Consider the following 22,896-nt stretch of genomic DNA (forward strand, 5'->3'; position numbering starts at 1 on the left):
AGGTGGGCTACCCGCCGTCGAAGTTTTGTGCGATGACCTGCTCGCGCGAATGGACGTAGGCAGCGAAGAGGTCAATGCACCACCAGCAAGCTTTTTCCAACATCGTGATTGAAAGCTCAGGAGGATTTATGGCAACAGCCGTCGCAGCAGCAACGATGAAGGTGGCTCAAGTTTCCGCGGCCGGCGGAGATTTTCAGATTGTGGAGCGTGCGATTCCTAACCCAGATGCGGGGCATATAAGGATCAAGGTGCTGGCCTGCGGCGTTTGTCACAGTGATTCGCTGACGAAAGAAGGCGCGTGGCCTGGAATTCAGTATCCGCGCGCTCCCGGACATGAGGTGGCCGGCGTCATCGATGAGGTGGGTTCGGGTGTTTCGGGGTGGAAGAAGGGACAGCGTGTCGGTGTGGGCTGGCATGGCGGCCATGACAACTCGTGTCTCTCGTGTCGGCGTGGTGATTTTGGAAACTGTTCGAATATGAAGATTCCGGGCATCAGCTATGACGGCGGATATCAGCAGTACATGGTTGCTCCCGTGGAGGCTCTGGTGGCGATGCCGGATAGTCTGAGTGACGTTGAAGCGGCGCCATTGCTCTGCGCGGGGATTACTACCTTCAACGCGCTGCGGCACAGCGGTGCGCTGCCCAGTGACCTCGTTGCGGTTCAGGGTATCGGCGGTCTGGGTCACCTTGGGATTCAGTTTGCGAGCAAGTTTGGCTATAACGTTGCGGCGATCGGGCGTGGACCGGAGAACGCGGCGCTTGCGAAGAAGCTTGGAGCGAATGTGTACATCGACAGCAAAGCGACGAACGCTGCCGAGGAGTTACAAAAGCTGGGCGGGGCAAAGGTGATTTTGGCGACCGCTCCGAGTTCGAAGGCGATGTCTGAGTTGATCAATGGGCTGGGGCCGAACGGCAAGCTTATGGTGATTGGTGCCAGCTTCGATCCCATTGAGGTCACGCCAATACAGCTCATCACTTCTAGCCGAACGATTCAAGGGTGGGCTTCGGGAACACCAACTGACTCCGAGGACACACTGCGCTTCGCAGAGCTGACCGGCGTGCGGCCCATGATTGAAACCTATCCGCTCGAAAAAGCAACCGAGGCTTATGCGCGGATGATGAGCGGGAATGCACAGTTTCGCGTGGTGCTGACGATGTAGCGTGACCGAGGTCCTGAATTCATCCATTGACCTGGGGCTAATTCGGGGCTAGTGTAGACGTGCCTTAGAAGAGGAATTTAGGAGGCGTTCATGCGTCGATCCCTTTGTCTTCTGTGTCTACTGGTTTTTGGCGGTTGCCTTGCGGCTCAGGCCGATCCACTCGTGACGGTTACCGTCAACTTCGTCTACCACAACTTCGACGACACGGGCTCGACCACCTTCTCGTTCGATCCGGACAAGGTGTTCTTCTATCTCCACCCAAATTACCAGTTTGATTTCTTGTATCCCCTCATTCAGTCGCCCGAGTTTCCGAGCCCGAGCAGCTTCGACACAGTGGATTTCTTTGGCGGCTCGCTCGCGTTCACCAACTTTGGACCAAATTTCATCTACGATTTCGAAATCGACGGTACCTGCCAGGACATCCCCCCTCTCGCCGGCACCGGGGCGGTGCCTACCTTCGTAACAACGACCTGCTATGGCAGCGGCGTTCGCGATTCTATCGGCGGGGACCAGACAGAGGTGGTCGAGGAGATTACCTCGCTCGACTTCGTGGTGACGGGAGGTGAGGCCACACCTGAGCCGTCGAGCCTTGTCCTGCTCGGTACCGGCCTTGCCGGTCTCTTGCAAATTGGCTTCAGCCGCATGCGAGCTGCCCGAAGAGCTTCCTAGCGGCGGCGGCTCCTGCGGACTGCGCTAACACTCGCGACGGGTGGCTCGCGAATCATTTGGTACGCGCAGTTGGGCTGGCGAACATTTAGGTTCTGCCAAGAGAAGCGGTGCTAGCGTGGCGTGAATGCCCACATCTCACAATCGAGATGTAGGGCCAGATATAGACTTTTAGATGTGGGCCATCTGCTCGATGATGACCTTACATTAGGGAGTCTTTTTATGGCTGAAACCACACCGACTGGGGCATGGGGCGATAACGAAATACAGGCGAAGAGTGTGCTAACAAAGATCGCGGCGTTTGTCGCAAATCGAAATATCCCTTTCCTTATTTGCAGTGTTGGAATGATCGTGATGTTGCTGTGGGCGGGGAAATTCAAGATGACAGTACCGGGAGCAGAGGGCATCATCCCGCTTGTCAGTAACAGCCCATTGACCAGTTGGCAGTTCAATCACTTTGGACCATATATTTTGGGGGACATGATCGGGCTCACGGAATGGACTGCAGCAATCCTGCTGATCATTGGCTACTTCAAGCCGAAAGCAGGCATTCTGGGCGGGATCATTCTAGTCGGCATGTTCTTCACGACAACCACCATGTTGATCACGACTCCGGATGACACCGCCGTGGTGAACGGCATCCACTACATGAACAACACTGGCCTGTTTCTCTTCAAGGACATTATCGCTTTCGGAGTTGCGTTCTATCTGATCAGCTACTATGGCCGAAAAGCGATCATGGCTGAGAATCAGAGATGATGGTCTACGGGGAAATTGATGAATCTCGGAGTCCTGAGCTGATTACACTCCCCCCTTCGCAAGTGCGCGAAGGATGGGGCACCCGATCTTTTGTGGTTGGTTCAAATTAGCAAGACTAAGGGTGTGTGAGCCACCCGCCCGTTCAAATGGATTTAAGACAATTGTTTCGGGTGCTTTTTAGCACTCGATTTAAGCGCTTTCTTTTGCGCAGATATCAGGGTTTTTATATTGGTCTCTTTGGGTAGTTTCTCCGGCATTGTCCCCCCGACACGCCTAATGGCTTCTCTGACCTCTTGTCCAACTATCTTATGTGCTTCTGTGGCGCGATGTTCGCCGGAAATCTGTTCCCTTTTAAGCTTTGATTCAGTCTGGGTAATTCGGAAGTCGTGCGCAGCCAGTTCAGCTCTCCCCGAGAAATCGAGGACGCTGTCTTTTTCAGCAATTCCTTTTACACGCTTAATATCAGCGATTCCCATTCCATATAAGCCTCTATAACCGGCGTCGTTGAAGATCCCAAAGCGCTGTACTCCACATTCCTTTGCCACTCCGGCAAGCGTCTTATTATTAGTGCGAACACGCTCACGAAGTTTGATTCGCTCTACGTCTTGATCTTCCTCAGCGTGAATCTCTTGGAGACGAGTCTGCACCGCGAAGTAAGTTTGAGCCTTTGCTATCTCGGGTTTGGAGGATTCGCCATTCATTGCGATCAGATAACAGGCATAACGGGTGAGATACCAGTCTGCCCTTTCTACCCTTGCTCCCTTTCCGGCTTCGATCATCTTCTTGGACTCAAGGAAGTGATATCCAGCTTTCACTCCTGACCCTTCGCACGCTATCTTTCCCTTTTCAATTACTTTCTCGAAATTTTCCCAGTTTTTGTATCCAAGAATTATTTGCAGATCGCGGGCCATCCAGTAATTTTCTTGATTTGCGGCGGTTTTCTTTAGATTGTCCAGCGAATTGACGATTTCATCTAAGTCTTCTGCCATGATGGTCAAGCACTCCTATCTTTCTGATGGTACACCTCAAGAGGGCAAAACGTTTGTACACTTTCCCACAATTTCCCATTATTACCATGCCATAATGAATTTGCGAGGAGATACCCATGGGCATACGTGAGAATTTCCAAAAACTAGTCGAAAGAAAGCAGAATGAAATCAGAGAGTTGGAGATGCGCATTAGGGAGTCTAATGCATACATCCAAGCGCTACAAGACTCAATAAAACTTCTTCCCAAAGAGGTTGAACATTCCAAGGCAGTCGACGCGGAAGCATCTCTGCGTCCGGGGACAACATTGTTCGCAATTCAAAATCTCTTGAGGGACAAGGGCGGTCCGATGCATGTCAACGATATTCTTTCGCAACTTGGAAAACCAATCGACGCTTCAAGTCGGGTTTCTTTAGTTGGAACTCTTGGGTCTTATTCCCGCAAAGGAAGAGTCTTCAACCGTCCTGCCCCAAATACTTTCGGTTTGATCGAATTCGGTGATATTGAGGATCAACTCGAGGAACTTCCTGAAAAATTTGGGAAGATGGAATTGGATGACAATGAGGATGAGATGTCACCTCCTGAATGAGAGAGCCACACATGGTAGACAAAACGGGCGGACTCTTTCGAGTCCGCCCGTTTTGTTGCTGCAGTTTAAGTTTTCACGCGAAGCGTCGAGGACGGTACGAAGTACTTACTCGGCGGCTAGTTCTTCTTGTTCGCCTTCCATGCGCATCTGCTCTAGCTCGCGTTCTTCGGCTTCGATGGCGGATGCCACTTCCTGCTGGACCTGGGCTGCCGCTTCTTCCAGTTCGGGTGAGAGCTGGACGTTGCGGTAGTACTCCATGCCGGTTCCGGCGGGGATGAGGCGGCCTACGATGACGTTTTCCTTGAGGCCACGGAGCGTGTCGATGGAGCCGTTGATGCTGGCTTCAGTGAGTACGCGGGTGGTCTCCTGGAAGCTGGCGGCCGAGATGAAGCTGTCGGTCGAGAGCGACGCCTTGGTGATGCCGAGCAGGAGCGAACGGCCGATGGCAGGCTTGCCGCCGGACATCAACACGCGCTGGTTCTCGGCGTTGAAGCGGAAGCGGTCGGTCTGCTGATCGACGAGGAAGCTGGTGTCACCGACTTCTTCGATCTTGACCCAGCGAAGCATCTGACGAACGATGGTTTCGATGTGCTTGTCGGAGATGGTGACGCCCTGGAGCCGGTAGACTTCCTGGATTTCGTTGACGAGGTACTGCTGAAGTGCGCGCTCGCCGAGAACTTCCAGAATGTCGTGCGGGTTGCGGGGACCGTCGATCAGAGCATCACCGGCACGGAGGCGTTCGCCTTCCTGCACGTTGACGTAAGTACCGCGGGGAACGCTGTACTCCTCTTCCTGACCGTTGTCCGCGGTGACGTAGACCTTGCGCTGACCCTTGGAGACTTCGCCGAAGCGAACGACACCATCGATCTTGCTGATGATTGCCGGGTCGCGGGGCTTGCGGGCCTCGAAGAGTTCGACGACGCGTGGGAGACCGCCGGTGATGTCCTTGGTACGCGTGGTTTCGCGTGGGATCTTGGCAAGGATGTCGCCGGGGAAGATCTCGTCGCCGTCGGCCACCATGAGGTGAGCGCGTGAAGGCATGAGGTAACGCTTGTTGCCCTGAGCGGACTTGATGATGATGGCGGGCTGACGCTTCTCATCGGAGGAGTCGGTGACGACAAGACGGCTGAGGCCGGTGACTTCGTCGACTTCTTCGTTGAGTGTGAGGCCTTCCTGGAGGTCCTTGAACTGGACGGTTCCGGCGATCTCGGTGAGGAGGGAGAAGGTGTAGGGATCCCACTCGCCGAGGCGCGTGCCCTGGACGACCTGCTGGCCCTCTTCGACCTTCAGCTTGGCACCGTAGACGACAGCGTAACGCTCCTTCTCGCGGCCCTTCTCGTCGACGATGGCGAGCGAACCGTTGCGGTTGAAGGCGACCAGGCCGCCGTCCTTGGAGCGAACGGTGACGAGGTTGATGAAGCGCACGGTGCCGACGTTCTTGGCCTCGAGGTGCGAGGCGTCGGATACGCGCGATGCCGTACCGCCGATGTGGAAGGTACGCATGGTGAGCTGGGTGCCAGGCTCGCCGATGGACTGCGCCGCGATGACGCCGACGGCTTCGCCCATCTCGACCATCTTGCCGGAGCCGAGGTTACGGCCGTAGCAGAGGATGCAGACGCCGCGCTTGGATTCGCAGGTGAGGACCGAGCGAATCTTGACGCGCTCGATACCCGCGGCCTGAACGGCGCTGGCGAGATCTTCGTCGATCTCCTGGTTGATGTCGACGATGGTCTTGCCCTCGAAGTCCTTGAGCTTCTCGAGCGAGACGCGGCCGATGATGCGGTCGCGAAGGGGCTCGATGGTCTCGCCCGCCTCGATGATTGGCGTCACGTAGATGCCTTCGACCGTGCCGCAGTCGTTGTGCGAGATGATGACATCCTGCGCAACGTCGACCAGACGACGGGTGAGGTAACCCGAGTCTGCGGTCTTGAGTGCGGTGTCGGCGAGGCCCTTACGTGCGCCGTGAGTCGAGATGAAGTACTGCAGCACGGTGAGACCTTCGCGGAAGTTCGCCGTGATGGGGGTTTCGATGATCTCGCCGGAGGGCTTGGCCATCAAACCACGCATGCCGGAGAGCTGGCGGATCTGCTGTTTGGATCCACGAGCACCGGAGTCGGCCATGATGTAGATCGGGTTCATGGCTCCTTCCTTGTCGGCACGCTTCATGTTGTTGAACATCTCGTCGGCGACGCGCTCGGTGACTCCAGACCACATCTGGATGACCTTGTTGGAGCGCTCACCGTTGGTGATGGCTCCGTCGAGGTACTGCTGCTGCATGGCGAGAACCTGCTTTTCCGCTTCGCCCACGACGGTGTACTTGGAGTCGGGGATGACCATGTCGTCCAAGCCCACAGAGAGGCCGGAGCGCGTGGCATAGGTGAAGCCGAGGTCCTTGACGCGGTCGAGAGTCTTGACCGTGACTTCGAGGCCGAGATTCAGGTAGCAGTAGTTGATGAGCTGGCCGATACCCTTCTTCTTGAGCAAGCCGTTGACGTAAGGCATGCCCTCGGGGAGCGCATCGTTGAGGATGGCGCGGCCGACGGTCGTGTTGATGTACTGCTTGTTGAACTCGACCGGCTCGGTGTGGGTGAGGTCCTGATCGTCGTACGCGGTGGTCATGTCGAGGACAGGGCCGGTGTAGCGCAGACGGATCGGGGTGAGGGTCTCGACCTGCTTCGCTTCGAGGGCCATGAAGACCTCTTCGATGTTGGCGAAGACGCGGCCTTCACCCTTGGCGTTAACCTTTGCCTTGGTGAGGTAGTAAAGGCCGAGGACGAGGTCCTGCGTCGGGACTGTGATCGGTTGCCCAGAGGCTGGGGACAAGATGTTATGCGAAGCGAGCATGAGTACGCTGGCTTCGATCTGGGCCTCAGGCGAGAGCGGGATGTGAACGGCCATCTGGTCGCCGTCGAAATCGGCGTTGAAGGCGGTGCAGACGAGCGGATGGATCTTGATCGCCTTACCTTCGACGAGCACGGGCTCGAAGGCCTGGATGCCGAGACGGTGAAGCGTCGGGGCACGGTTCAGGAGAACCGGGTGATCCTTGATGACCTCTTCGAGGATGTCCCAGACGATCGGCTCCTGCATCTCGACCATCTCTTTGGCTTGCTTGATGGTGGTGCAGTGGCCGGTCTGCTCGAGGCGGTGATAGATGAAGGGCTTGAAGAGCTCGAGCGCCATCTTCTTGGGAAGACCGCACTGGTGCAGCTTCAGTTCGGGACCGACGACGATGACCGAACGGCCAGAGTAGTCGACGCGCTTGCCGAGGAGGTTCTGACGGAAGCGGCCCTGCTTGCCCTTGAGGGTGTCGGAGAGCGACTTCAGCGGACGGTTGTTCGCGCCACGGAGAACGCGGCCACGACGGCCGTTGTCGAAGAGAGCATCGACGGCCTCCTGCAGCATGCGCTTCTCGTTGCGGACGATGACCTCAGGTGCGTGGAGGTCCATCAGCTTCTTGAGGCGGTTGTTGCGGTTGATGACGCGGCGATACAGGTCGTTCAGGTCAGACGTGGCGAAGCGGCCGCCGTCGAGCGGAACGAGGGGGCGAAGCTCTGGCGGGATCACGGGGATCACATCGAGGATCATCCACTGCGGGAGGTTGTCGGACTTGCGGAAGGCCTCGACGATCTTGAGCCGCTTGGAGTACTTGAGCTTCTTCTGCAGCGAGGTCTCGGTCTTCATGCGCTCGCGCAGCTCGATGGCGAGCTCGGTGACTTCCACGCGCTTGAGAAGCTCCTTGATGGCCTCGGCGCCCATCATGGCTTTGAAGCCGGAGGGGCGGTACTGCTGGTCGAGCTCGCGGAACTTGGTCTCGTCCTTGATGACTTCGCGCTCTTTGACCGGCGCATCGCCTGGGTCGACGACGACGTAGGACTCGAAGTAGAGGACGGCCTCGAGCTCACGCAGGCTGATGTCGAGCAGGTGGCCGATGCGCGAGGGAAGGCCCTTGAAGAACCAGACGTGCGAGCAGGGGCTGGCGAGCTCGATGTGTCCGAGGCGCTCGCGGCGAACCTTCGAGAGGGTGACTTCGACGCCGCACTTGTCGCAGATGACGCCGCGGTGCTTCATGCGCTTGTACTTGCCGCAGAGGCACTCCCAGTCGGTGATGGGTCCGAAGATGCGGGCGCAGAAGAGGCCGTCGCGCTCGGGCTTGAAGGTACGGTAGTTGATGGTTTCCGGCTTGGTGACCTCGCCGTGCGACCAGCTGCGGATCTTCTCAGGGCTGGCGAGCTGGATCTTGATGGCGTCGAAGTCGGCGATGGGTCCGGTCAGTTCAAAGGGGCTGGAGCGAAACATATTTGGCGTCTCCGTGTGCAGTGTCTGGCGTTTTTTGCGCCTTGCTGCTGGTTACTGCTGCTTTACTTCTGCTGGGCGGTGGGTGGTTAGGTCCGTCGCCTGCTTCTCTTTAGTTGCTCTTCCCCTTTGGCCGGCCCTTCGTGAATGTTGAGCGTGAGCCTCATTCAGAAGGACCGTGCCTGGGGTGGAGCGGTATCGACTAATCTGCTGCGGCGATGGCTGGCAGCGGCTGCTTCTTCTGGTCGGCCTGTTTGATCAGTTCGACGTCGAGGCAGAGGGACTGCAGTTCGCGGATAAGAACGTTGAACGACTCGGGTACACCTGGCTCGATGGCAGCTTCGCCCTTGACGATGGCCTCGTAGATCTTGGTACGACCGAAGACGTCGTCGGACTTGGCGGTGAGCAGCTCCTGCAGGATGTAGGCGGCGCCGTAAGCTTCAAGGGCCCAGACCTCCATCTCACCGAAGCGCTGCCCGCCAAACTGCGCCTTACCGCCCAGCGGCTGCTGAGTGATGAGCGAGTACGGTCCGATGGAACGAGCGTGGATCTTGTCGTCGACAAGGTGCGACAGCTTGAGCATGTAGATGTAGCCGACGGTGGCGGGCTGCTCGAAGGGATCGCCGAGCATGCCATCGTAGAGCTGCGATTTGCCCGAGCTGGGAAGACCAGCGGCCTTGAGAAGCGCCTTGATCTCGGTCTCGCGTGCGCCGTCGAAGACTGCCGTGCCGAACCAGATGCCACGCTTCATGCCGGCGGCAACGCGCAGGGTCTGCTCGTCGTCGAGGTCAAGAAGCTGGTTGAGAGCGGCGGTACCGGCGAAGCGCGCCTTGAAGAGCTCGCGGACTTCGTTGGCCGACTCCATGGTTGCGGCGAGTTCAGCGATCTGTGCGCCAAGGGTGTGTGCAGCCCACCCAAGGTGCGTCTCGAGGATCTGACCGACGTTCATACGGGAAGGTACGCCGAGCGGGTTGAGGACGATCTCGACTGGAGTTCCATCGGGAAGGTACGGCATGTCTTCCTCAGGGAGGATACGTGCAATAACACCCTTGTTACCGTGGCGGCCGGCCATCTTGTCACCGACAGAGAGCTTGCGCTTCATGGCGATGTAGACCTTGACCATCTTGATGACGCCGGGCGAGAGTTCGTCGCCCTTCTGCATCTTGCCGATCTTCTCGTTGGTGATCTTGCGGAGAACGTCGATCTGGCGTGAGGTCATCTCCTCGATCTCGTCGATCTGCTCGTTGACGCGGGGGTCCTTGTCGGCGTAGCGAATGCGCTTGAGGTTACGAGTGCTGATGAGCTCGATGGTGTCGCGGTCGAGGATGTCGCCCTTGTTGAGCAGCTTCTTGTTGGTGCGCTCGTCATGCAGGTCGGCGAGAACTTCCTTCGCACCGAGAATAGCTTCGAGGCGCTTGAGGCGCTCGTCGGTGAGAATACGAATCTCGTCCGCGAGGTTGCGCTCGAGCTTCTCGATCATCTCCTGCTCGATCTGCTTGGCGCGCTCGTCCTTCTCCTGACCCTTGCGGGAGAAGATGCGGACGTCGACGACGGTGCCTTCGATACCCGGAGGGCACGTGAGCGAAGCGTCGCGAACATCGCCGGCCTTTTCGCCGAAGATGGCGCGGAGAAGCTTCTCTTCCGGCGTCAGTTGCGTTTCACCCTTCGGCGTTACCTTGCCGACGAGGATATCGTTGTGACCGATCTTCGCGCCGATGCGAATGATGCCCGAGTCGTCGAGATCGCGAAGTGCGTGCTCGCTGACGTTGGGGATATCGCGCGTGATCTCTTCCGGCCCAAGCTTCGTGTCGCGGGCTTCGATCTCGAACTCCTCGATGTGGATCGAGGTGTAGTAGTCCTCGCGGACCAGCTTCTCCGAGATGAGGATCGCGTCCTCGAAGTTGTAACCGCGCCACGGCATGAAGGCGACCAGAACGTTGCGGCCGAGGCCGAGTTCGCCCTGCTCGGTGCAAGGACCGTCGGCGATGACCTGACCCTTGACGACGCGATCACCCTTGCGGACGATCGGCTTCTGGTTGATGCAGGTGTTCTGGTTGGAGCGCTTGAACTTCGTGAGCTGGTAGATGTCCGAACCGACCTCACGCGAGAGCTGCGTGGGGTGATGCTCGCCTTCTACGCGGACGATGATGCGTTCGGAGTCGACCGAGTCGATGATGCCGTTACGCTTAGCCAGAATGACGGCGCCGGAGTCGCGGGCGGTGACGCCTTCCATGCCGGTACCGACGAACGGGGCCTCAGCGACGAGCAGAGGAACTGACTGCCGTTGCATGTTGGCGCCCATCAGTGCGCGGTTCGCGTCGTCGTGCTCGAGGAACGGGACGAGCGAGGCCGCGACCGAGACCAGCTGTTTCGGTGAGACGTCAACGTAGTCCACTTCAGACTTGTTGACGAGGACGAAGTTGCCCTGACGACGGGCGTCGACAACATCCTGCATGATGTTCAACTTCTCATCGAGCTCGATGTTCGCCTGCGCGATGGTGTGGCGATCTTCTTCCCAGGCCGAGAGGTAGAAGCTGAAGGGGGCGAGGTCCATGGTGCGCTTGCCAGCCTTCTTCAGTTCTGCATTCTTGGCGCGAGCCTCTTCGATCTCGAGGTAGTCGCCCTGACGCAGACCGGACTCGCCGGCGTTCGAAACGGAGACGTAGTCGAGCGCGCGGCCTTCCTTCACGCGACGGTAGGGCGATTCGATGAAGCCGTACTCGTTGATGCGCGCAAAGCAGGAGAGTGACGAGATAAGACCGATGTTCGGGCCTTCCGGCGTCTCAATCGGGCAGATGCGGCCGTAGTGAGTGGGGTGCACGTCGCGGACTTCGAAGCCAGCGCGCTCACGGGAGAGACCACCGGGCCCAAGGGCGGAGAGACGACGCTTGTGCGTGATCTCCGACAGGGGGTTGGTCTGGTCCATGAATTGCGAGAGCTGCGAGGAGCCGAAGAACTCACGAATCGCGGCCATGACTGGCTTGGCGTTGATGAGGTCGTGCGGCATCGCGGTCGACATCTCCTGATAGACCGACATCTTTTCCTTGATGGCGCGCTCCATCCGGACGAGGCCGATGCGGAACTGGTTCTCCATCAGCTCACCGACGGCGCGGACGCGGCGGTTGCCAAGGTGATCGATGTCATCCACCACGCCGATGTTCTTGCGCAGCTTGAGGAGGTAGCGAATGGTGCCGTAGAAGTCTTCGGGGGTCAACGTGCGCTTGTCGAGGCCTGAGGGATCCTGGTTCTCGTATAGCTTGATGTTGAACTTGAGGCGGCCGACGCGCGAGAAGTCATACTTGCGCGGATCGAAGAACATGCCTTCGAAGAGCGCAGTGGCGGTGTCGAGAGTCGGTGGGTCACCGGGACGCAGCTTGCGGTAGATCTCGATGAGAGCTTCCTCAGGCTTGCGCACGGAGTCGCGGCGGAGTGTGTTGGTGATGATGTTGCCCACGTCGTCGCGCTCGGGGAAGAAGACCTCGATGCTGGTGACGCCGGACTGAATGATCTTGTGCAGCTTGTCGGCGGTGAGCTCCTGGTTGGCTTCGTAGAGCAGCTCGCCGGTGGTGAGATCGACGACGTCGGCGGCGGTCATGGCGCCGTCGAACTCGCTGGTCTCGACTTCAACTGCGTCGATCTTGTGACTGCGCAGACCCTTCATCGTGTGAGCGGAGATCTTGCGAGTGGCCGGTGCGATCTCTTCACCCTTTACGGTGATGGCATGGGCCGGACGGGTGCCCTGCAGGTTGCTGAGTTGACCCTCGGGAGCGACCTTCCAGCTGAGCTTGCCGTCGGCCACGTTGATGGTGTCGACGGTGTAGAAGGTCTTAAGGATCTCCTCGTCGGTACGCAGGCCGAGCGCGCGCAGAAAGATGGTGCCGAGAAACTTGCGCTTGCGGTCGATGCGGACGTAGAGGGTGTTCTTCTGGTCGTACTCGAACTCAACCCAGCTGCCGCGGTAGGGGATGATCTTGCCGAGGAAGTAGGTGCGGTTGTTCGCCGTCTCGAAGAAGACGCCGGGCGAACGGTGGAGCTGCGATACGATGACGCGCTCGGTGCCGTTGACGATGAAGGTGCCGTTCTGGCTCATCAGCGGAATGTCGCCGAAGAAGACTTCCTGCTCCTTCATGTCGCGCAGGCTCTTGACGCCGGTCTCCGGGTCCTTGTCGTAGATCTTCAGGCGGATGGTGACCTTGAGAGGGGCAGAGTAGGTCATGCCGCGCTCTTCGCACTCTGCCTGGTCGTACTTCAGCTGCAGGCCGACAGGGTCGCCGCACTTGGTGCAGAAGTCAGGGGTGTTCTTGTTGTATGTTCCGCAGAAGTTGCAGAGCACGTCGCCCGGGTGGAAGGGGTCGGTGATGACCATGTGGCCGCAGTTGGTGCAGGCCGTGCGCAGGTGGTTGAGACCTTTGAGGTAGCCGCACTTGCACTCCCAGTTGCCGATGGAGAAGTCGACGAACTCGAGCTCGGAGACGTTACGGAAGTCGGTGATGGGAAATACGGAGGTAAAGACCGACTGCAGGCCGTTGTCCTCGCGCTCCTGCGGGAGCTTGTCCATCTGCAGGAAGCGCTCGTAGCTGCGGCGCTGCACTTCGATGAGGTTGGGAATCTGAATGGATGTGGGGATCTTCGAAAAATCAAGACGACTACGGATCGCGCGCATTTCGCTGTTGTTGGACTCGCCAGACATGCTCTCTCCTGAAAACTGACCTTCGAGGCCTCCCGAGTGCGTCTGCCTGCATCGTATTGCTGGCTTCACTCGTTAGGGGAGGGCATCGGTCAGGCCCTCCGGGTTTGGTTCTGATCGCGCAGTCTTTAAGATCTTCGGGTCTTGCTGTCCTCGATGGCAGCGAGTCCCGTGCGCAAAATGTCTTGCCGTAATGGTCCGCGGCGCGGATAAATCTTGAAACTTTTACTACCTGCCGGCGTTCGAAGCTGCTATAAAGAACGCGTGCAGCGTACTGTTGGCTCCTATAGTGGAGACAATGCCGATAAACACGGCAAAGCGCTCGCGGGGACAGCATGCCCCATGAGCGCAAAGGTCGACTTGTGCACTGTTTCTATATAAGTGGTGTTAATGCCTGCCGCCATTGAGGTTCGCCTACCCCAAAGTTGTGCCGCTCGCATGTTTCTTATTGCACTATGCGCATCCGCCGCTCGAAGCGTATAGTGGCCGGTTCCTTAACCTGTGAAGACAGGATGATCCGGGTACAACGAAGTTTTTTCTGGATACAGCTGGCCGCCTACGAGCACGTCAAGGCGGAACGAATTTTCTCTAACGTCAAGAATATCGCGTTCCGCCTTATCGTGCAAGCTGGCAGTTAACTACTTGATTTCGATGGTGGCAACGCCTTCGAACTTCTTGGCGATGGCAGCTGCGTCATCCTTCGAAATGTTCTCCTTCAAGGGCTTGGGAGCGGCATCGACCAGATCCTTGGCTTCCTTCAGCCCAAGAGCGGTGACTTCGCGTACAGCCTTGATGGTGTTGATCTTATTCGCGCCGGCATCCTTGAGGATGACGGTGAATTCGGTCTTCTCTTCGACCGGAGCCGCTGCCGCTGCGCCACCGCCTGCTGCCGGGGCTGCAACTGCTGCTGCTGCCGAAACGCCGAGACGCTCTTCGAGCTTCTTGACCAGAGCCGAAGCCTCGAGGAGGCTGAGGCTAACGATTGAATCTTCCAACTGCTGGATGTCTGCCATGTTATTTCTCCAATTAGAACTGAACTTTGTGGTGCTTATTGCTCTACCAAAGCCTGACTGCGCTTCGGCTGCCTATGCCTTCCAGGGTTTCCGTTGCGCCCAGACCAGCGCCCCCGGGAAGACCAGGCGAAACTTGTTTAGCCTTCGACCGGGTCCGTGGTTGCGGCTTCCCCACCCTGCGATGCGGTGGAGTTCTCAGGCTGCTCAGCGGTTGCATCGGCGGCCGGAGCTTCAACGGCGTGTGCCTCGGCGACGAGCTGACCTTCAGCTGCGGGAGCCTCAACGACAGTAGCCTCAGCAGCTGCTGCGGTTGCGACAGGGGTCTCTTCAACCTTGGCTTCAGCCTTCGGAGCTTCGACTGCGGCTGCCGGAGCGGCTGCGCCAGCAAACTTGCCCTTTTCGACGCCCTGGTTGATGACAACCGCGAGATCGCGGCCTGTGGCGTTGATGACGGTGGCCAGACGCTGCGCGGGCGACTGAATGAGGAAGAGGAGCTTCGAGAAGAGCTCTTCCTTGCCCGGCATGGTGGCGAGATCGCCGATCTCGCGAACGTCGATCACCTTGCCGTCGACGATGCCGAGCTTGAAGGTAAACTCTGCGTTGTCCTTGACCCAGGTCGAAAGTGCCTTGGCCAGAGCGACGGGGTCGCCCGAGGTGTAAGCAACAGCCGATACGCCCTTGAGGCCCTGCAGCGCCGACTCGATCTTGGTGCCTTCGCTGGCGCGTGCAGCCAGCTTGTTCTTGACAACGTGGTAGTTTCCGCCGGCGGCGCGAACCGTCTTACGCAGCTCGAAGTCCTTCGCGGCTGTGAGGCCCTTGAAGGTGCCGATGATAGCGGAGGTCGAGTGCTCGAGCTCGGTTGCGAGCTGCTTCACCTTCTCCGTCTTTGATGCTCTGGACAATGCCATGACTGAATCCTCTTCGCTTTCGCTTGCCCCGCTCCTCGCTTCCGCGGCCAGAGGGGGTTTCGTGCTAACTAAATTGATTAGGCCTTGCCTGCCAGTTCGGCAGCGGCGTAGTCGAGCTGGATTCCGGGGCCCATCGACGAGCTCAGCGTGACACCCTTGATGTACTTGCCCTTGGCGGCCGACGGCTTAGCCTTGACGACGCTCGTAATGACGGTCATCGCGTTATCGACCAGCTTCTGCGGATCGAACGAGAGCTTGCCAACTGGAACGTGAACGAGCGCAGTCTTGTCGGTGCGGAACTCGATCTTACCGGCCTTGATCTCCTTGACCGCGGCGGCAACGTCAGTGGTGACCGTACCCGTCTTCGGGTTGGGCATCAGACCCTTGGGGCCGAGCACCTTGCCGAGACGTCCGACCGAACGCATCATGTCGGGGGTCGCGATCAGAGCGTCGAAGGCCGTCCAGCCTTCTTTCTGAATCTTTTCAACCAGTTCCTCGCCACCGAAGAACTCAGCGCCAGCGGCCTCTGCTTCCTTGATGCGATCGCCCGAGGTGATCACGGCGACAATCTTGGACTTGCCCAGGCCGTGTGGGAGGACCACAGTACCGCGAACCATCTGGTCCGCGTGGCGGGGATCGACGCCAAGACGCATGGTCAGATCGACGGTCTCGTCGAACTTTGCATACTTTGCTTTTTGCAGGAGCGGAACAGCGTCCGCCAACAGATAAGGACGGGGCTCAACGAGCGCACGCGCCTTTACTAGATTCTTAGAGAGCTTCCTTGCCATTTTCCCTCGTCTCCCACCCCTCTGGAGCTGTTCCCTCCGGGCGTGGTTCTCGACTGGCCTCAATTGGACATTGAGGCACTCTTATGAGTATGCCGGAAACGCGGCCCCACGTCAAGGATTGGCCGCCTGTTGGGCTGGTTTCCTCCGCAAAACGTACACCCCGCGATAGAGAAATGGAGTCGCCTCGTAGGCAGGATCTTTGAGTGCCGCCTTCTCCCATTTGAGTGCCGGTGAATGCATCACGATATAGTCCGGTTTATCTTCAGCGACCCAGGAGACCCAATCTCCGTGAGTCACGTGGTCGGCGTTCTTGGGCGTCGTCAGGCCCATCACATCGTAGATATATCGATGGCTGCAGTAGTAGCCGAGTCGCCCAGTCTCCACGGCTTCGATCGTTGCCTCCTGAGGAGTATTCCGGTTCAGCCACTCCGCCAATACTCGGTAGTCGGTTTCGGGCGTTTCGTTGAATCTCTGCACCACGAAGGCATTTGTAAGGGCGACGGCAGCTAGAACGACAGCCGCAATGGAATATCCAACTCGGTTCCGAGGGATGCCCTCGGCTCCATAGACCAGGCCAAAGAAGATAAACGGTGCGAAGTACCAGCGATACCCCGGTACATTCAATAGCACGTAGAACGCGAGGAGCAGCGCGCAGAAGGGTAAGACCGTTTCATTCAGAGCCGTTCCCCGCAGACGTTTGACCCCCACGAAGGTAAGTGCCACCACCGCCAACACGAAATAGATCGTCGGTTTGAAGTCCTTATCCAATTGCCACGCCATTCCGAAGAAGGCCGTTGGCCATGGTCCCAGGGCGCCCGATAGACCTTGTCCGATCTTCGCGGTGGTTGAGGAGGGAAGGATCTGACCGTAGACACGATAGTTCAGCAGGAGAAAACCGGCCGCAATCGCCAGAGCCGGAAGAAAAGACGATAACGCTGGCCAGCGTCGACGGCGAAAAAGATGCGCGCAAACCACCAGAAGCATCATGCCGCCTTCGAATCGTGTGAGCACTAAAAGCGCCAGTACCGAAGGCAGCCAGTTGTATATTTCCTCCCGGCAAAGCGTAACCGTAAGTATCAGCATGAAGAGGAACAACGCGGTCTCCATGCCCACCTGAACATAAAAATATCCGACGCTAGCTATCAGAAAGCCGGCAAACGGGACCATGCGCTCGGCAAGGACACTTGCGAGGAACAGAAATGTGGCGGAGATGAGAACCGACGCGAGAATAATGTTGCCGTGAAGTATCCATGAGACAGCGAACAGGAGGTAGCAGAACAGAGGGGAGGTGAGCCCATTCACCTTCTCTCCGACATTGAAGACAAACCCGTCGCCCGAGAGCGCGTTGTTGATGTAACGCGCGTAGATCAGAGCGTCGTCGATCTGGGCGTGACGAGCCCGATACGACAAAAAAAACACGAGCGCGAACAGAAGAATGTACTTCATCCTCCGCCATGCCTGGATGCCTAGCATATGCGGGATTTTACAAACATTCCAATCTTCCGCAAGATGAATATCGCCCCAGTAATCGCTCTCTTTCGTCTGGCCTCGAAAGGCTGTGGGAGAACACGCTTTGACGAGGCGTGAGGCCCGGGATATATTAGTTTTCCGGAAGGCGAACAAATGGCGAATAAACTAGGCGCAACTCTCTTCCCAATTCTGCCGCAGCAACCTACCGGCATCGCCCGGCTGGCGGCTGAAGCGGAGCACGCCGACGATGGCCACCTGATCGAATTCAAGATGTTGAAGGTGCGAAGCATCCTGAATAAATCGGTGTCGAAGAGGCAGCTGTCGCTGGCCTACAGCATCAATCCGTACCGGGGATGCGAGTTCGGCTGCAAGTACTGCTATGCACGGTATACGCATGAGTTCATGGCTCCGAAGGTACCGGCGGAGACGAGCGCGGAGGTCACGAACAACGCGATAGATATGAGAGACCCTCTAGCGTTCGAGCGAATGATCTTTCTGAAGCAGAACGCCGCATGGCTGCTGGAGCAGGAGTTGAAGAAGATCGACCCGGCGGACGAGGTGGCACTCGGCACCGCCACCGATCCCTACCAGCCGATCGAGCGGCGAGCGAGAATCACGCGCAGCCTGCTCGAAGTGTTTGCGCGAAAGGAAGGGTACCGCCTTGGCATTGTGACCAAGTCGCGGCTAATCGAACGAGATATCGATCTGCTGGTACAAGTTGCTCGCCGCAATACCCTGGTGGTGCACGTGACGATTACGACACCAGATGCAGCGCTGGCGCGTCTGCTGGAGCCACGAGCGCCCCGGCCTGATCTACGCTTTCAGGCGGTGAAGCGGTTGCGAGAGGCTGGGATCGTCGCAGGAGTCTTCGGCTCGCCGCTGCTGCCCGGCATTACCGATAACGAAGAGGCGCTGGACGGTATGGCTCGTCGCGCAGCTGCAGTCGGAGCGAGTTTCTTCGCCGCCCATCCACTCTTCCTCAAGCCGTGCTCACGTCCTACTTACCTGAGCTTCGTTCGTGAGCACTTCCCTGCCCTACAGGCCGACTATGCCAAGCGCTTCGCTACAGCTGACTTCGCCGGAAGAGAGTATCGCGAGCGTCTCGCAAGGATGGTCGACAGCGCGTGCCGACGGTACGGCCTAGGGAAGCGATCGAGCGACGCCCTGCTCACTCGAAACGAAGAGGGCGGAGGCAAAAGACCGACTCGGAGTGTGGCAACAACAGCGAGGCAACAAAGACTATTTGCGTAGTCCACGAGAAGGCTAAGGCCCGGGCACAGTTAACGACGAGAGAGGACGCCCGGAGGTCATCGTCGACAGACAACATCGGTGATGATTCCTTGCGTCCTCGATTGTAGAAAACTTAGTCGGTGCGAACAGCCGTGAGTTAGCCTACGACTTCAATGCCCATCGAACGGGCAGTGCCGCGAATGGTCTTCGCTGCGGCCTCGACGGTGGTCGCGTTCATGTCCGGCATCTTCTGGGTGGCGATGGCGATGATCTGCTTCTCTGTCACCTTGCCCTTCTTCTCCTTGTTCGGAGTGCCCGAGCCCTTCTCGATGCCCGCGGCCTTGAGCAGGAGCACCGGAGCCGGAGGGGTCTTGGTGATGAAGCTGAAGGTGCGGTCTGCGTAGACGCTGATGACGACGGGGATGGTGAGTCCGGCCATGTCAGGCGCCTTGGTGCGCTCGTTGAACTGCTTGCAGAACTCCATGATGTTGACCTGAGCCTGACCGAGCGCGGGGCCGACCGGAGGTGCAGGGGTGGCCTTGCCGGCCATAATCTGAAGCTTGACGTATCCAGTGATCTTCTTCGGTGCCATTCGGGTAAATCCTCTTTACTCTTCCAGCGGCGGGCGTTGTTATATCCAAACGCCTGCTGCTTAATGTTATTTCAAAACTCTTGAACTACTCGTCGACGACCTTGTCGACCTTGGAGAACTCGATCTCGACCGGAGTGGAGCGGCCAAAGATGCTGACCATTACCTTGAGGGTCTGCTTGTCCTCGTTGATATCGTCGACCGCACCGGTGAAGTTGGCGAAGGGGCCTTCGTTGATGCGGACCTGCTCGCCCTTTTCGTACTTGACCTTCATAGTCGGCTTGTTGCCTGCGGTCTCGGTGCGGAAGAGGATGGAGCTTACCTCCTGCTCGGAGAGCGCAACCGGGTTGTCGCCGGTTCCGAGGAAGCCGGTGACGCGCGGTGTGTTCTTGATGACGTGCCACAGGTCGTTGTCCAGATCCATCTCGACCAGAACATAGCCAGGCAGGAAGACGCGCTCGATGGTGTACTTCTTGCCGTTGCGCAGCTCGGTGACCGGCTCGGTCGGGATCATGATGCGGCCGATGCGGTTCTGCAGACCGAAGGCGGTGATACGGCTCTCGAGCGACTCGCGCACCTTGCGCTCAAAGCCCGAGTAGGCGTGAATGATGTACCACTTGAAGTTCTCATTGACCGGTGGAGCGAGCTGCTCAGAGGGTTCTCCCTGAGGATTCTGCTCTTCCGGATTTTGCTCTTCTGCCGCCATCGTTGTGCCTTTTTCACGCATCGTGTACTTCTCTCTACCGCTCTTGCTCGGAATCAAATCTTTTTAGTGCTGGGTTAGCCGGTGCAACAGGGCTTCGATCGCCCGGCCGATGATGTTGTCCACCAGCCAGAAGTACGCGGCGAAGATGAAGACGGTCACAAGCACGACGATCGTAGTCGACTGAACCTCGGCGCGCGAAGGCGAGATCACCTTGCGCATCTCGCTGCGAACGTCCTTGAGGAACTCGCCGAGACGGGCTGGCTGCGACTTCAACTGCTGCAATCCGGTGCTGGGCTGTTCGGTTACCGCTATTGTCTTGGCCATAGTAACTGCCTCAATCTTCGTGGTGCGTTGTGGTGTCTGTTCCCGGACTTGAGGGACCGGGCAAACTGGCGGGGGAGCTCGGATTCGAACCGAGAAGTTCGGTTTTGGAGACCGACAGTTTAACCGTTGAGCTTACTCCCCCAGGTTGTGCGGAGTGAGACCTGCGCCTCACCCCAGAATCCGGCTGGAGACTACTTCGTTTCCTTGTGGTCCGTGTGCTTCCGGCAGGTGTTGCAGAATTTCGAGAACTCGAGGCGACCGGTGGTCGTCTTCTTGTTCTTCGTCGTGGAGTAGTTCCGGTTCTTGCAATCCGGGCACTGAAGAGTAATGATCTCGCGCATAATGAAAAATCTCCTTCTAACGTGGCCAGCCACCTCGGCTGGCAAGCAGCGTAGTGACACGCCGCGACACAGGGCAATGGCCCCTGCAACCAAATCCTGATTGTGAGACGGAAGAAAAGCGGTCAGGCCACGCTCGTCCTCGTAAATTATCTCTTAAAACAGTGTTTCAGGAAAGCCATGGAACCGAACTGCCAGAACGATGGCTGCCGAATAAAACCATGAAGCAACAAAACCACTAAACGATAGACGGCAGGATTCTTCCTGCCGTCTATCGTTCGAATCTCTACTTGATGATCTCGCTGATGGTGCCGGCTCCGACGGTGCGTCCGCCTTCGCGAATGGCGAAGCGCAGACCCTTCTCCATCGCCACGGGCGTATGCAGCGTGATCTCCAGCTGAATGTTGTCGCCGGGCATGCACATCTCAGTGCCCGCAGGAAGCTTCGCCGAACCCGTCACGTCCGTGGTACGGAAGTAGAACTGGGGACGGTAGCCGTTGAAGAACGGAGTGTGACGTCCGCCCTCTTCCTTCGATAACACGTAGACCTCGCCCTTGAAGTCGGTGTGGGGCTTGATCGAACCAGGCTTGGCCAACACCATCCCGCGCTCCACATCTTCCTTCGCAATACCGCGCAGCAGAAGCCCCGCGTTATCGCCCGCCAGACCCTCGTCCAGCTGCTTCTTGAACATCTCAACGCCGGTGCAGACCGTCTTGCGGGTCTCGCGGAAGCCCACGATCTCGCAGTCCTCGCCAACCGTCACCTTGCCGCGCTCGATACGGCCCGTCACCACAGTGCCACGGCCCGAGATCGAAAAGATATCTTCGATCGGCATCAGGAACGGCTGGTCGACCGCACGCTCAGGCTGCGGAATGTACTTGTCCACCGCCGCCATCAGCTCGTCGATCTTCGCCTCCCACTGGGCTTCGCCATTCAGCGCGCCCAACGCGGAGCCGCGGATGATCGGAGTGTCATCGCCAGGGTAGTCGTACTTCGACAACAGCTCGCGAACCTCCATCTCCACCAGCTCGATCAGCTCTTCGTCCTCAACCGCATCGCACTTGTTCAGGAACACCACGATGAAGGGAACGCCAACCTGACGCGCCAGCAGCACGTGCTCCTTGGTCTGGGGCATCGGGCCGTCGGTCGCTGCCACCACCAGGATCGCGCCATCCATCTGCGCTGCTCCGGTGATCATGTTCTTGATGTAGTCCGCGTGACCCGGGCAGTCGACGTGCGCGTAATGCCGGTTCGGGGTCTCGTACTCCACGTGCGAGGTGGCAATCGTGATACCGCGCTCGCGCTCCTCAGGAGCGTTGTCGATCGTGTCGAACGAACGAAACTTGTTGTTCGGGTTGTGCTTCGAAAGCACCTTCGTAATCGCCGCCGTCAGCGTCGTCTTGCCATGATCGATGTGCCCGATCGTCCCGATGTTTACGTGCGGCTTTGACCGGTCAAACTTTTCCTTGCCCATGACTGCTCGTCTCCTCGTGTTGGCCGGCGCGTGCACCGGGGTTCAGGTGAATACTTCAAACGAAAACTAAAAGCGAAAATCTAAACTTGATGAACGGAAGTTTGTCTCAGTAGTACGCGTACAGCTTGAAGAACTTCTCTCGCAGCTCCGGTGCAACCTGCTCCAGGCTGGCGAGATAGAGTTCGCGAATCTGGCCCTGGTCGGAGTTGCCCAGCCTGTTGTACTCCGCCTGTGTGGCGGCTCCCAAGTCTCCCTTGCCGAGAACCGTCTCGAAGTCGCGAATCCGCAGCTTCGACCTCTCCAGCGACTTCAGGAAGTCCGCGACCCTGCTGGAAGAGAAGGAGGCCTCAACTGCTGACTTCACCTTGCTGAAGGTCTCGGGATCAGAGACGGTAAGTACGGGTTGCTGATACAGACTGCTCAACACACTCTCCTGCGATCTCTCACTACCTGACCGCGTCTATCAATCTTTGGAGCGGGAGACGGGAATCGGACCCGCGACCAACAGCTTGGAAGGCTGTGACTCTACCACTGAGTTACTCCCGCTAACCTGCAGGGACCGAGCCCTTTGCTTCCTGCTACGGGCATCGAAGGACAACTGCCCTGCAATCAATCTCTGGAGCTGACGGAGAGGCTTGAACTCTCGACCTCTCCCTTACCAAGGGAGTGCTCTACCACTGAGCTACGCCAGCCTATAAAAACCAACCAACCAATCTTACCGCGAACGCAGCCGTCCGAGTATGACACGGAAGGCAAAAAAACCTAACAGGATCCAAGTAAGCTGCTGGTACTTGCCCGGCTCCATCGTCTGCCAGACAGCTACCGCCAGCAATCCCAGCACAACCAGCGCAATCACCATCCTTCCGCTGCCTGCCGGGCTTAGATCCACAACACTCACCAACTCCTGCAACCAAA

19 protein-coding genes and 3 tRNA genes are annotated in these 22,896 nt (G+C 58.1%); 5 read left to right on the forward strand and 17 right to left on the reverse strand.

Annotated features, from left to right (window positions below; all coding sequences use genetic code 11):
* The first annotated feature begins 128 nt into the window (after positions 1–128).
* The 3 genes from HDF12_RS16470 (at position 129) to HDF12_RS16480 (ending at position 2,585) form a co-directional block, all read left to right on the forward strand.
* On the forward strand, positions 129–1,160 hold the full coding sequence (locus tag HDF12_RS16470; RefSeq protein ID WP_218892488.1) for an alcohol dehydrogenase: 1,032 nt from the start codon (positions 129–131) through the stop codon (positions 1,158–1,160).
* A 90-nt stretch (positions 1,161–1,250) separates the two neighbouring features.
* A complete protein-coding gene (locus HDF12_RS16475) occupies positions 1,251–1,829 on the forward strand; it encodes a PEP-CTERM sorting domain-containing protein (RefSeq protein WP_179585093.1) in 579 nt (192 codons plus the stop codon).
* Between the two features lie 219 nt (positions 1,830–2,048).
* On the forward strand, positions 2,049–2,585 hold the full coding sequence (locus tag HDF12_RS16480) for a DUF417 family protein (RefSeq protein ID WP_179585095.1): 537 nt from the start codon (positions 2,049–2,051) through the stop codon (positions 2,583–2,585).
* Positions 2,586–2,737: 152 nt separating this feature from the next.
* Here HDF12_RS16480 and dinD read toward each other — a convergent pair whose 3' ends face one another.
* On the reverse strand, positions 2,738–3,574 hold the full coding sequence (gene dinD / locus HDF12_RS16485; protein ID WP_179585096.1) for a DNA damage-inducible protein D: 837 nt from the start codon (positions 3,572–3,574) through the stop codon (positions 2,738–2,740).
* Between the two features lie 116 nt (positions 3,575–3,690).
* On the opposite strand from dinD, the gene HDF12_RS16490 reads away from it, so the two are divergent.
* Positions 3,691–4,161, forward strand: coding sequence for a hypothetical protein (locus HDF12_RS16490; RefSeq protein WP_179585097.1), 471 nt, complete (start codon positions 3,691–3,693; stop codon positions 4,159–4,161).
* A gap of 105 nt (positions 4,162–4,266) precedes the next feature.
* Here HDF12_RS16490 and rpoC read toward each other — a convergent pair whose 3' ends face one another.
* The 6 genes from rpoC to HDF12_RS16520 all read right to left on the reverse strand — a co-directional run bounded on the left by rpoC (position 4,267) and on the right by HDF12_RS16520 (position 17,296).
* Positions 4,267–8,457 carry a DNA-directed RNA polymerase subunit beta' gene (gene rpoC, locus HDF12_RS16495; RefSeq protein WP_179585099.1) on the reverse strand — a complete coding sequence of 1,397 codons (4,191 nt, stop codon included), beginning with the start codon at positions 8,455–8,457 and terminating at the stop codon, positions 4,267–4,269.
* A gap of 199 nt (positions 8,458–8,656) precedes the next feature.
* Positions 8,657–13,144, reverse strand: a complete 4,488-nt coding sequence (rpoB, locus tag HDF12_RS16500; RefSeq protein ID WP_179585101.1) for a DNA-directed RNA polymerase subunit beta — start codon at positions 13,142–13,144, stop codon at positions 8,657–8,659.
* Between the two features lie 635 nt (positions 13,145–13,779).
* Positions 13,780–14,154, reverse strand: a complete 375-nt coding sequence (gene rplL / locus HDF12_RS16505; RefSeq protein WP_179585103.1) for a 50S ribosomal protein L7/L12 — start codon at positions 14,152–14,154, stop codon at positions 13,780–13,782.
* A 137-nt stretch (positions 14,155–14,291) separates the two neighbouring features.
* A complete protein-coding gene (gene rplJ, locus HDF12_RS16510; RefSeq protein ID WP_179585105.1) occupies positions 14,292–15,062 on the reverse strand; it encodes a 50S ribosomal protein L10 in 771 nt (256 codons plus the stop codon).
* A 77-nt stretch (positions 15,063–15,139) separates the two neighbouring features.
* Positions 15,140–15,850 (reverse strand): 50S ribosomal protein L1, encoded by a 711-nt coding sequence (gene rplA / locus HDF12_RS16515; RefSeq protein ID WP_179585107.1) that lies wholly within the window; start codon positions 15,848–15,850, stop codon positions 15,140–15,142.
* A 111-nt stretch (positions 15,851–15,961) separates the two neighbouring features.
* A complete protein-coding gene (locus HDF12_RS16520) occupies positions 15,962–17,296 on the reverse strand; it encodes a hypothetical protein (RefSeq protein ID WP_179585109.1) in 1,335 nt (444 codons plus the stop codon).
* Between the two features lie 177 nt (positions 17,297–17,473).
* On the opposite strand from HDF12_RS16520, the gene HDF12_RS16525 reads away from it, so the two are divergent.
* Positions 17,474–18,571 carry an SPL family radical SAM protein gene (locus tag HDF12_RS16525; RefSeq protein ID WP_179585111.1) on the forward strand — a complete coding sequence of 366 codons (1,098 nt, stop codon included), beginning with the start codon at positions 17,474–17,476 and terminating at the stop codon, positions 18,569–18,571.
* 136 nt (positions 18,572–18,707) lie between these two features.
* Here HDF12_RS16525 and rplK read toward each other — a convergent pair whose 3' ends face one another.
* The 10 genes from rplK to HDF12_RS16575 form a co-directional block, all read right to left on the reverse strand.
* Positions 18,708–19,142 carry a 50S ribosomal protein L11 gene (gene rplK, locus HDF12_RS16530; protein ID WP_179585113.1) on the reverse strand — a complete coding sequence of 145 codons (435 nt, stop codon included), beginning with the start codon at positions 19,140–19,142 and terminating at the stop codon, positions 18,708–18,710.
* A gap of 85 nt (positions 19,143–19,227) precedes the next feature.
* Entirely contained in the window at positions 19,228–19,866 is a 639-nt protein-coding gene (nusG, locus tag HDF12_RS16535) for a transcription termination/antitermination protein NusG (RefSeq protein ID WP_179585115.1), read from the reverse strand.
* A gap of 42 nt (positions 19,867–19,908) precedes the next feature.
* A complete protein-coding gene (secE, locus tag HDF12_RS16540) occupies positions 19,909–20,169 on the reverse strand; it encodes a preprotein translocase subunit SecE (protein WP_179585117.1) in 261 nt (86 codons plus the stop codon).
* A gap of 66 nt (positions 20,170–20,235) precedes the next feature.
* Positions 20,236–20,311: transfer RNA gene (locus HDF12_RS16545), tRNA-Trp, on the reverse strand.
* Positions 20,312–20,360: 49 nt separating this feature from the next.
* The gene (rpmG, locus tag HDF12_RS16550) at positions 20,361–20,510 is read right to left on the reverse strand and encodes a 50S ribosomal protein L33 (protein ID WP_158943905.1); all 150 of its coding nucleotides are present in this window, start codon (positions 20,508–20,510) and stop codon (positions 20,361–20,363) included.
* Between the two features lie 283 nt (positions 20,511–20,793).
* Positions 20,794–21,981 (reverse strand): elongation factor Tu, encoded by a 1,188-nt coding sequence (gene tuf, locus HDF12_RS16555; RefSeq protein WP_179585119.1) that lies wholly within the window; start codon positions 21,979–21,981, stop codon positions 20,794–20,796.
* 106 nt (positions 21,982–22,087) lie between these two features.
* Entirely contained in the window at positions 22,088–22,405 is a 318-nt protein-coding gene (locus HDF12_RS16560; RefSeq protein ID WP_306458036.1) for a hypothetical protein, read from the reverse strand.
* Between the two features lie 47 nt (positions 22,406–22,452).
* Positions 22,453–22,527 (reverse strand) — tRNA-Gly (locus HDF12_RS16565).
* 71 nt (positions 22,528–22,598) lie between these two features.
* A tRNA-Thr gene (locus tag HDF12_RS16570) sits at positions 22,599–22,673 on the reverse strand.
* 23 nt (positions 22,674–22,696) lie between these two features.
* The gene (locus tag HDF12_RS16575; protein ID WP_179585122.1) at positions 22,697–22,870 is read right to left on the reverse strand and encodes a hypothetical protein; all 174 of its coding nucleotides are present in this window, start codon (positions 22,868–22,870) and stop codon (positions 22,697–22,699) included.
* Positions 22,871–22,896: the final 26 nt, after the last annotated feature.

The organism is Tunturiibacter gelidiferens (genome assembly GCF_013410115.1).
Taxonomy (GTDB): Bacteria; Acidobacteriota; Terriglobia; order Terriglobales; family Acidobacteriaceae; genus Edaphobacter; species Edaphobacter gelidiferens.

Excerpts from the sequence above, each read along its gene's own strand:
- HDF12_RS16470 (WP_218892488.1), top strand. The coding sequence starts at position 129 with ATGGCAACAGCCGTCGCAGCAGCAACGATGAAGGTGGCTCAAGTTTCC.
- rpmG (WP_158943905.1), bottom strand. The coding sequence starts at position 20,510 with ATGCGCGAGATCATTACTCTTCAGTGCCCGGATTGCAAGAACCGGAAC.
- HDF12_RS16475 (WP_179585093.1), top strand. The coding sequence starts at position 1,251 with ATGCGTCGATCCCTTTGTCTTCTGTGTCTACTGGTTTTTGGCGGTTGC.
- rplJ (WP_179585105.1), bottom strand. The coding sequence starts at position 15,062 with ATGGCATTGTCCAGAGCATCAAAGACGGAGAAGGTGAAGCAGCTCGCA.
- HDF12_RS16520 (WP_179585109.1), bottom strand. The coding sequence starts at position 17,296 with ATGAAGTACATTCTTCTGTTCGCGCTCGTGTTTTTTTTGTCGTATCGG.
- rpoB (WP_179585101.1), bottom strand. The coding sequence starts at position 13,144 with ATGTCTGGCGAGTCCAACAACAGCGAAATGCGCGCGATCCGTAGTCGT.
- rplK (WP_179585113.1), bottom strand. The coding sequence starts at position 19,142 with ATGGCACCGAAGAAGATCACTGGATACGTCAAGCTTCAGATTATGGCC.
- HDF12_RS16525 (WP_179585111.1), top strand. The coding sequence starts at position 17,474 with ATGGCGAATAAACTAGGCGCAACTCTCTTCCCAATTCTGCCGCAGCAA.
- rplA (WP_179585107.1), bottom strand. The coding sequence starts at position 15,850 with ATGGCAAGGAAGCTCTCTAAGAATCTAGTAAAGGCGCGTGCGCTCGTT.
- HDF12_RS16480 (WP_179585095.1), top strand. The coding sequence starts at position 2,049 with ATGGCTGAAACCACACCGACTGGGGCATGGGGCGATAACGAAATACAG.
- secE (WP_179585117.1), bottom strand. The coding sequence starts at position 20,169 with ATGGCCAAGACAATAGCGGTAACCGAACAGCCCAGCACCGGATTGCAG.
- tuf (WP_179585119.1), bottom strand. The coding sequence starts at position 21,981 with ATGGGCAAGGAAAAGTTTGACCGGTCAAAGCCGCACGTAAACATCGGG.
- HDF12_RS16490 (WP_179585097.1), top strand. The coding sequence starts at position 3,691 with ATGGGCATACGTGAGAATTTCCAAAAACTAGTCGAAAGAAAGCAGAAT.
- nusG (WP_179585115.1), bottom strand. The coding sequence starts at position 19,866 with ATGCGTGAAAAAGGCACAACGATGGCGGCAGAAGAGCAAAATCCGGAA.
- dinD (WP_179585096.1), bottom strand. The coding sequence starts at position 3,574 with ATGGCAGAAGACTTAGATGAAATCGTCAATTCGCTGGACAATCTAAAG.
- rpoC (WP_179585099.1), bottom strand. The coding sequence starts at position 8,457 with ATGTTTCGCTCCAGCCCCTTTGAACTGACCGGACCCATCGCCGACTTC.
- rplL (WP_179585103.1), bottom strand. The coding sequence starts at position 14,154 with ATGGCAGACATCCAGCAGTTGGAAGATTCAATCGTTAGCCTCAGCCTC.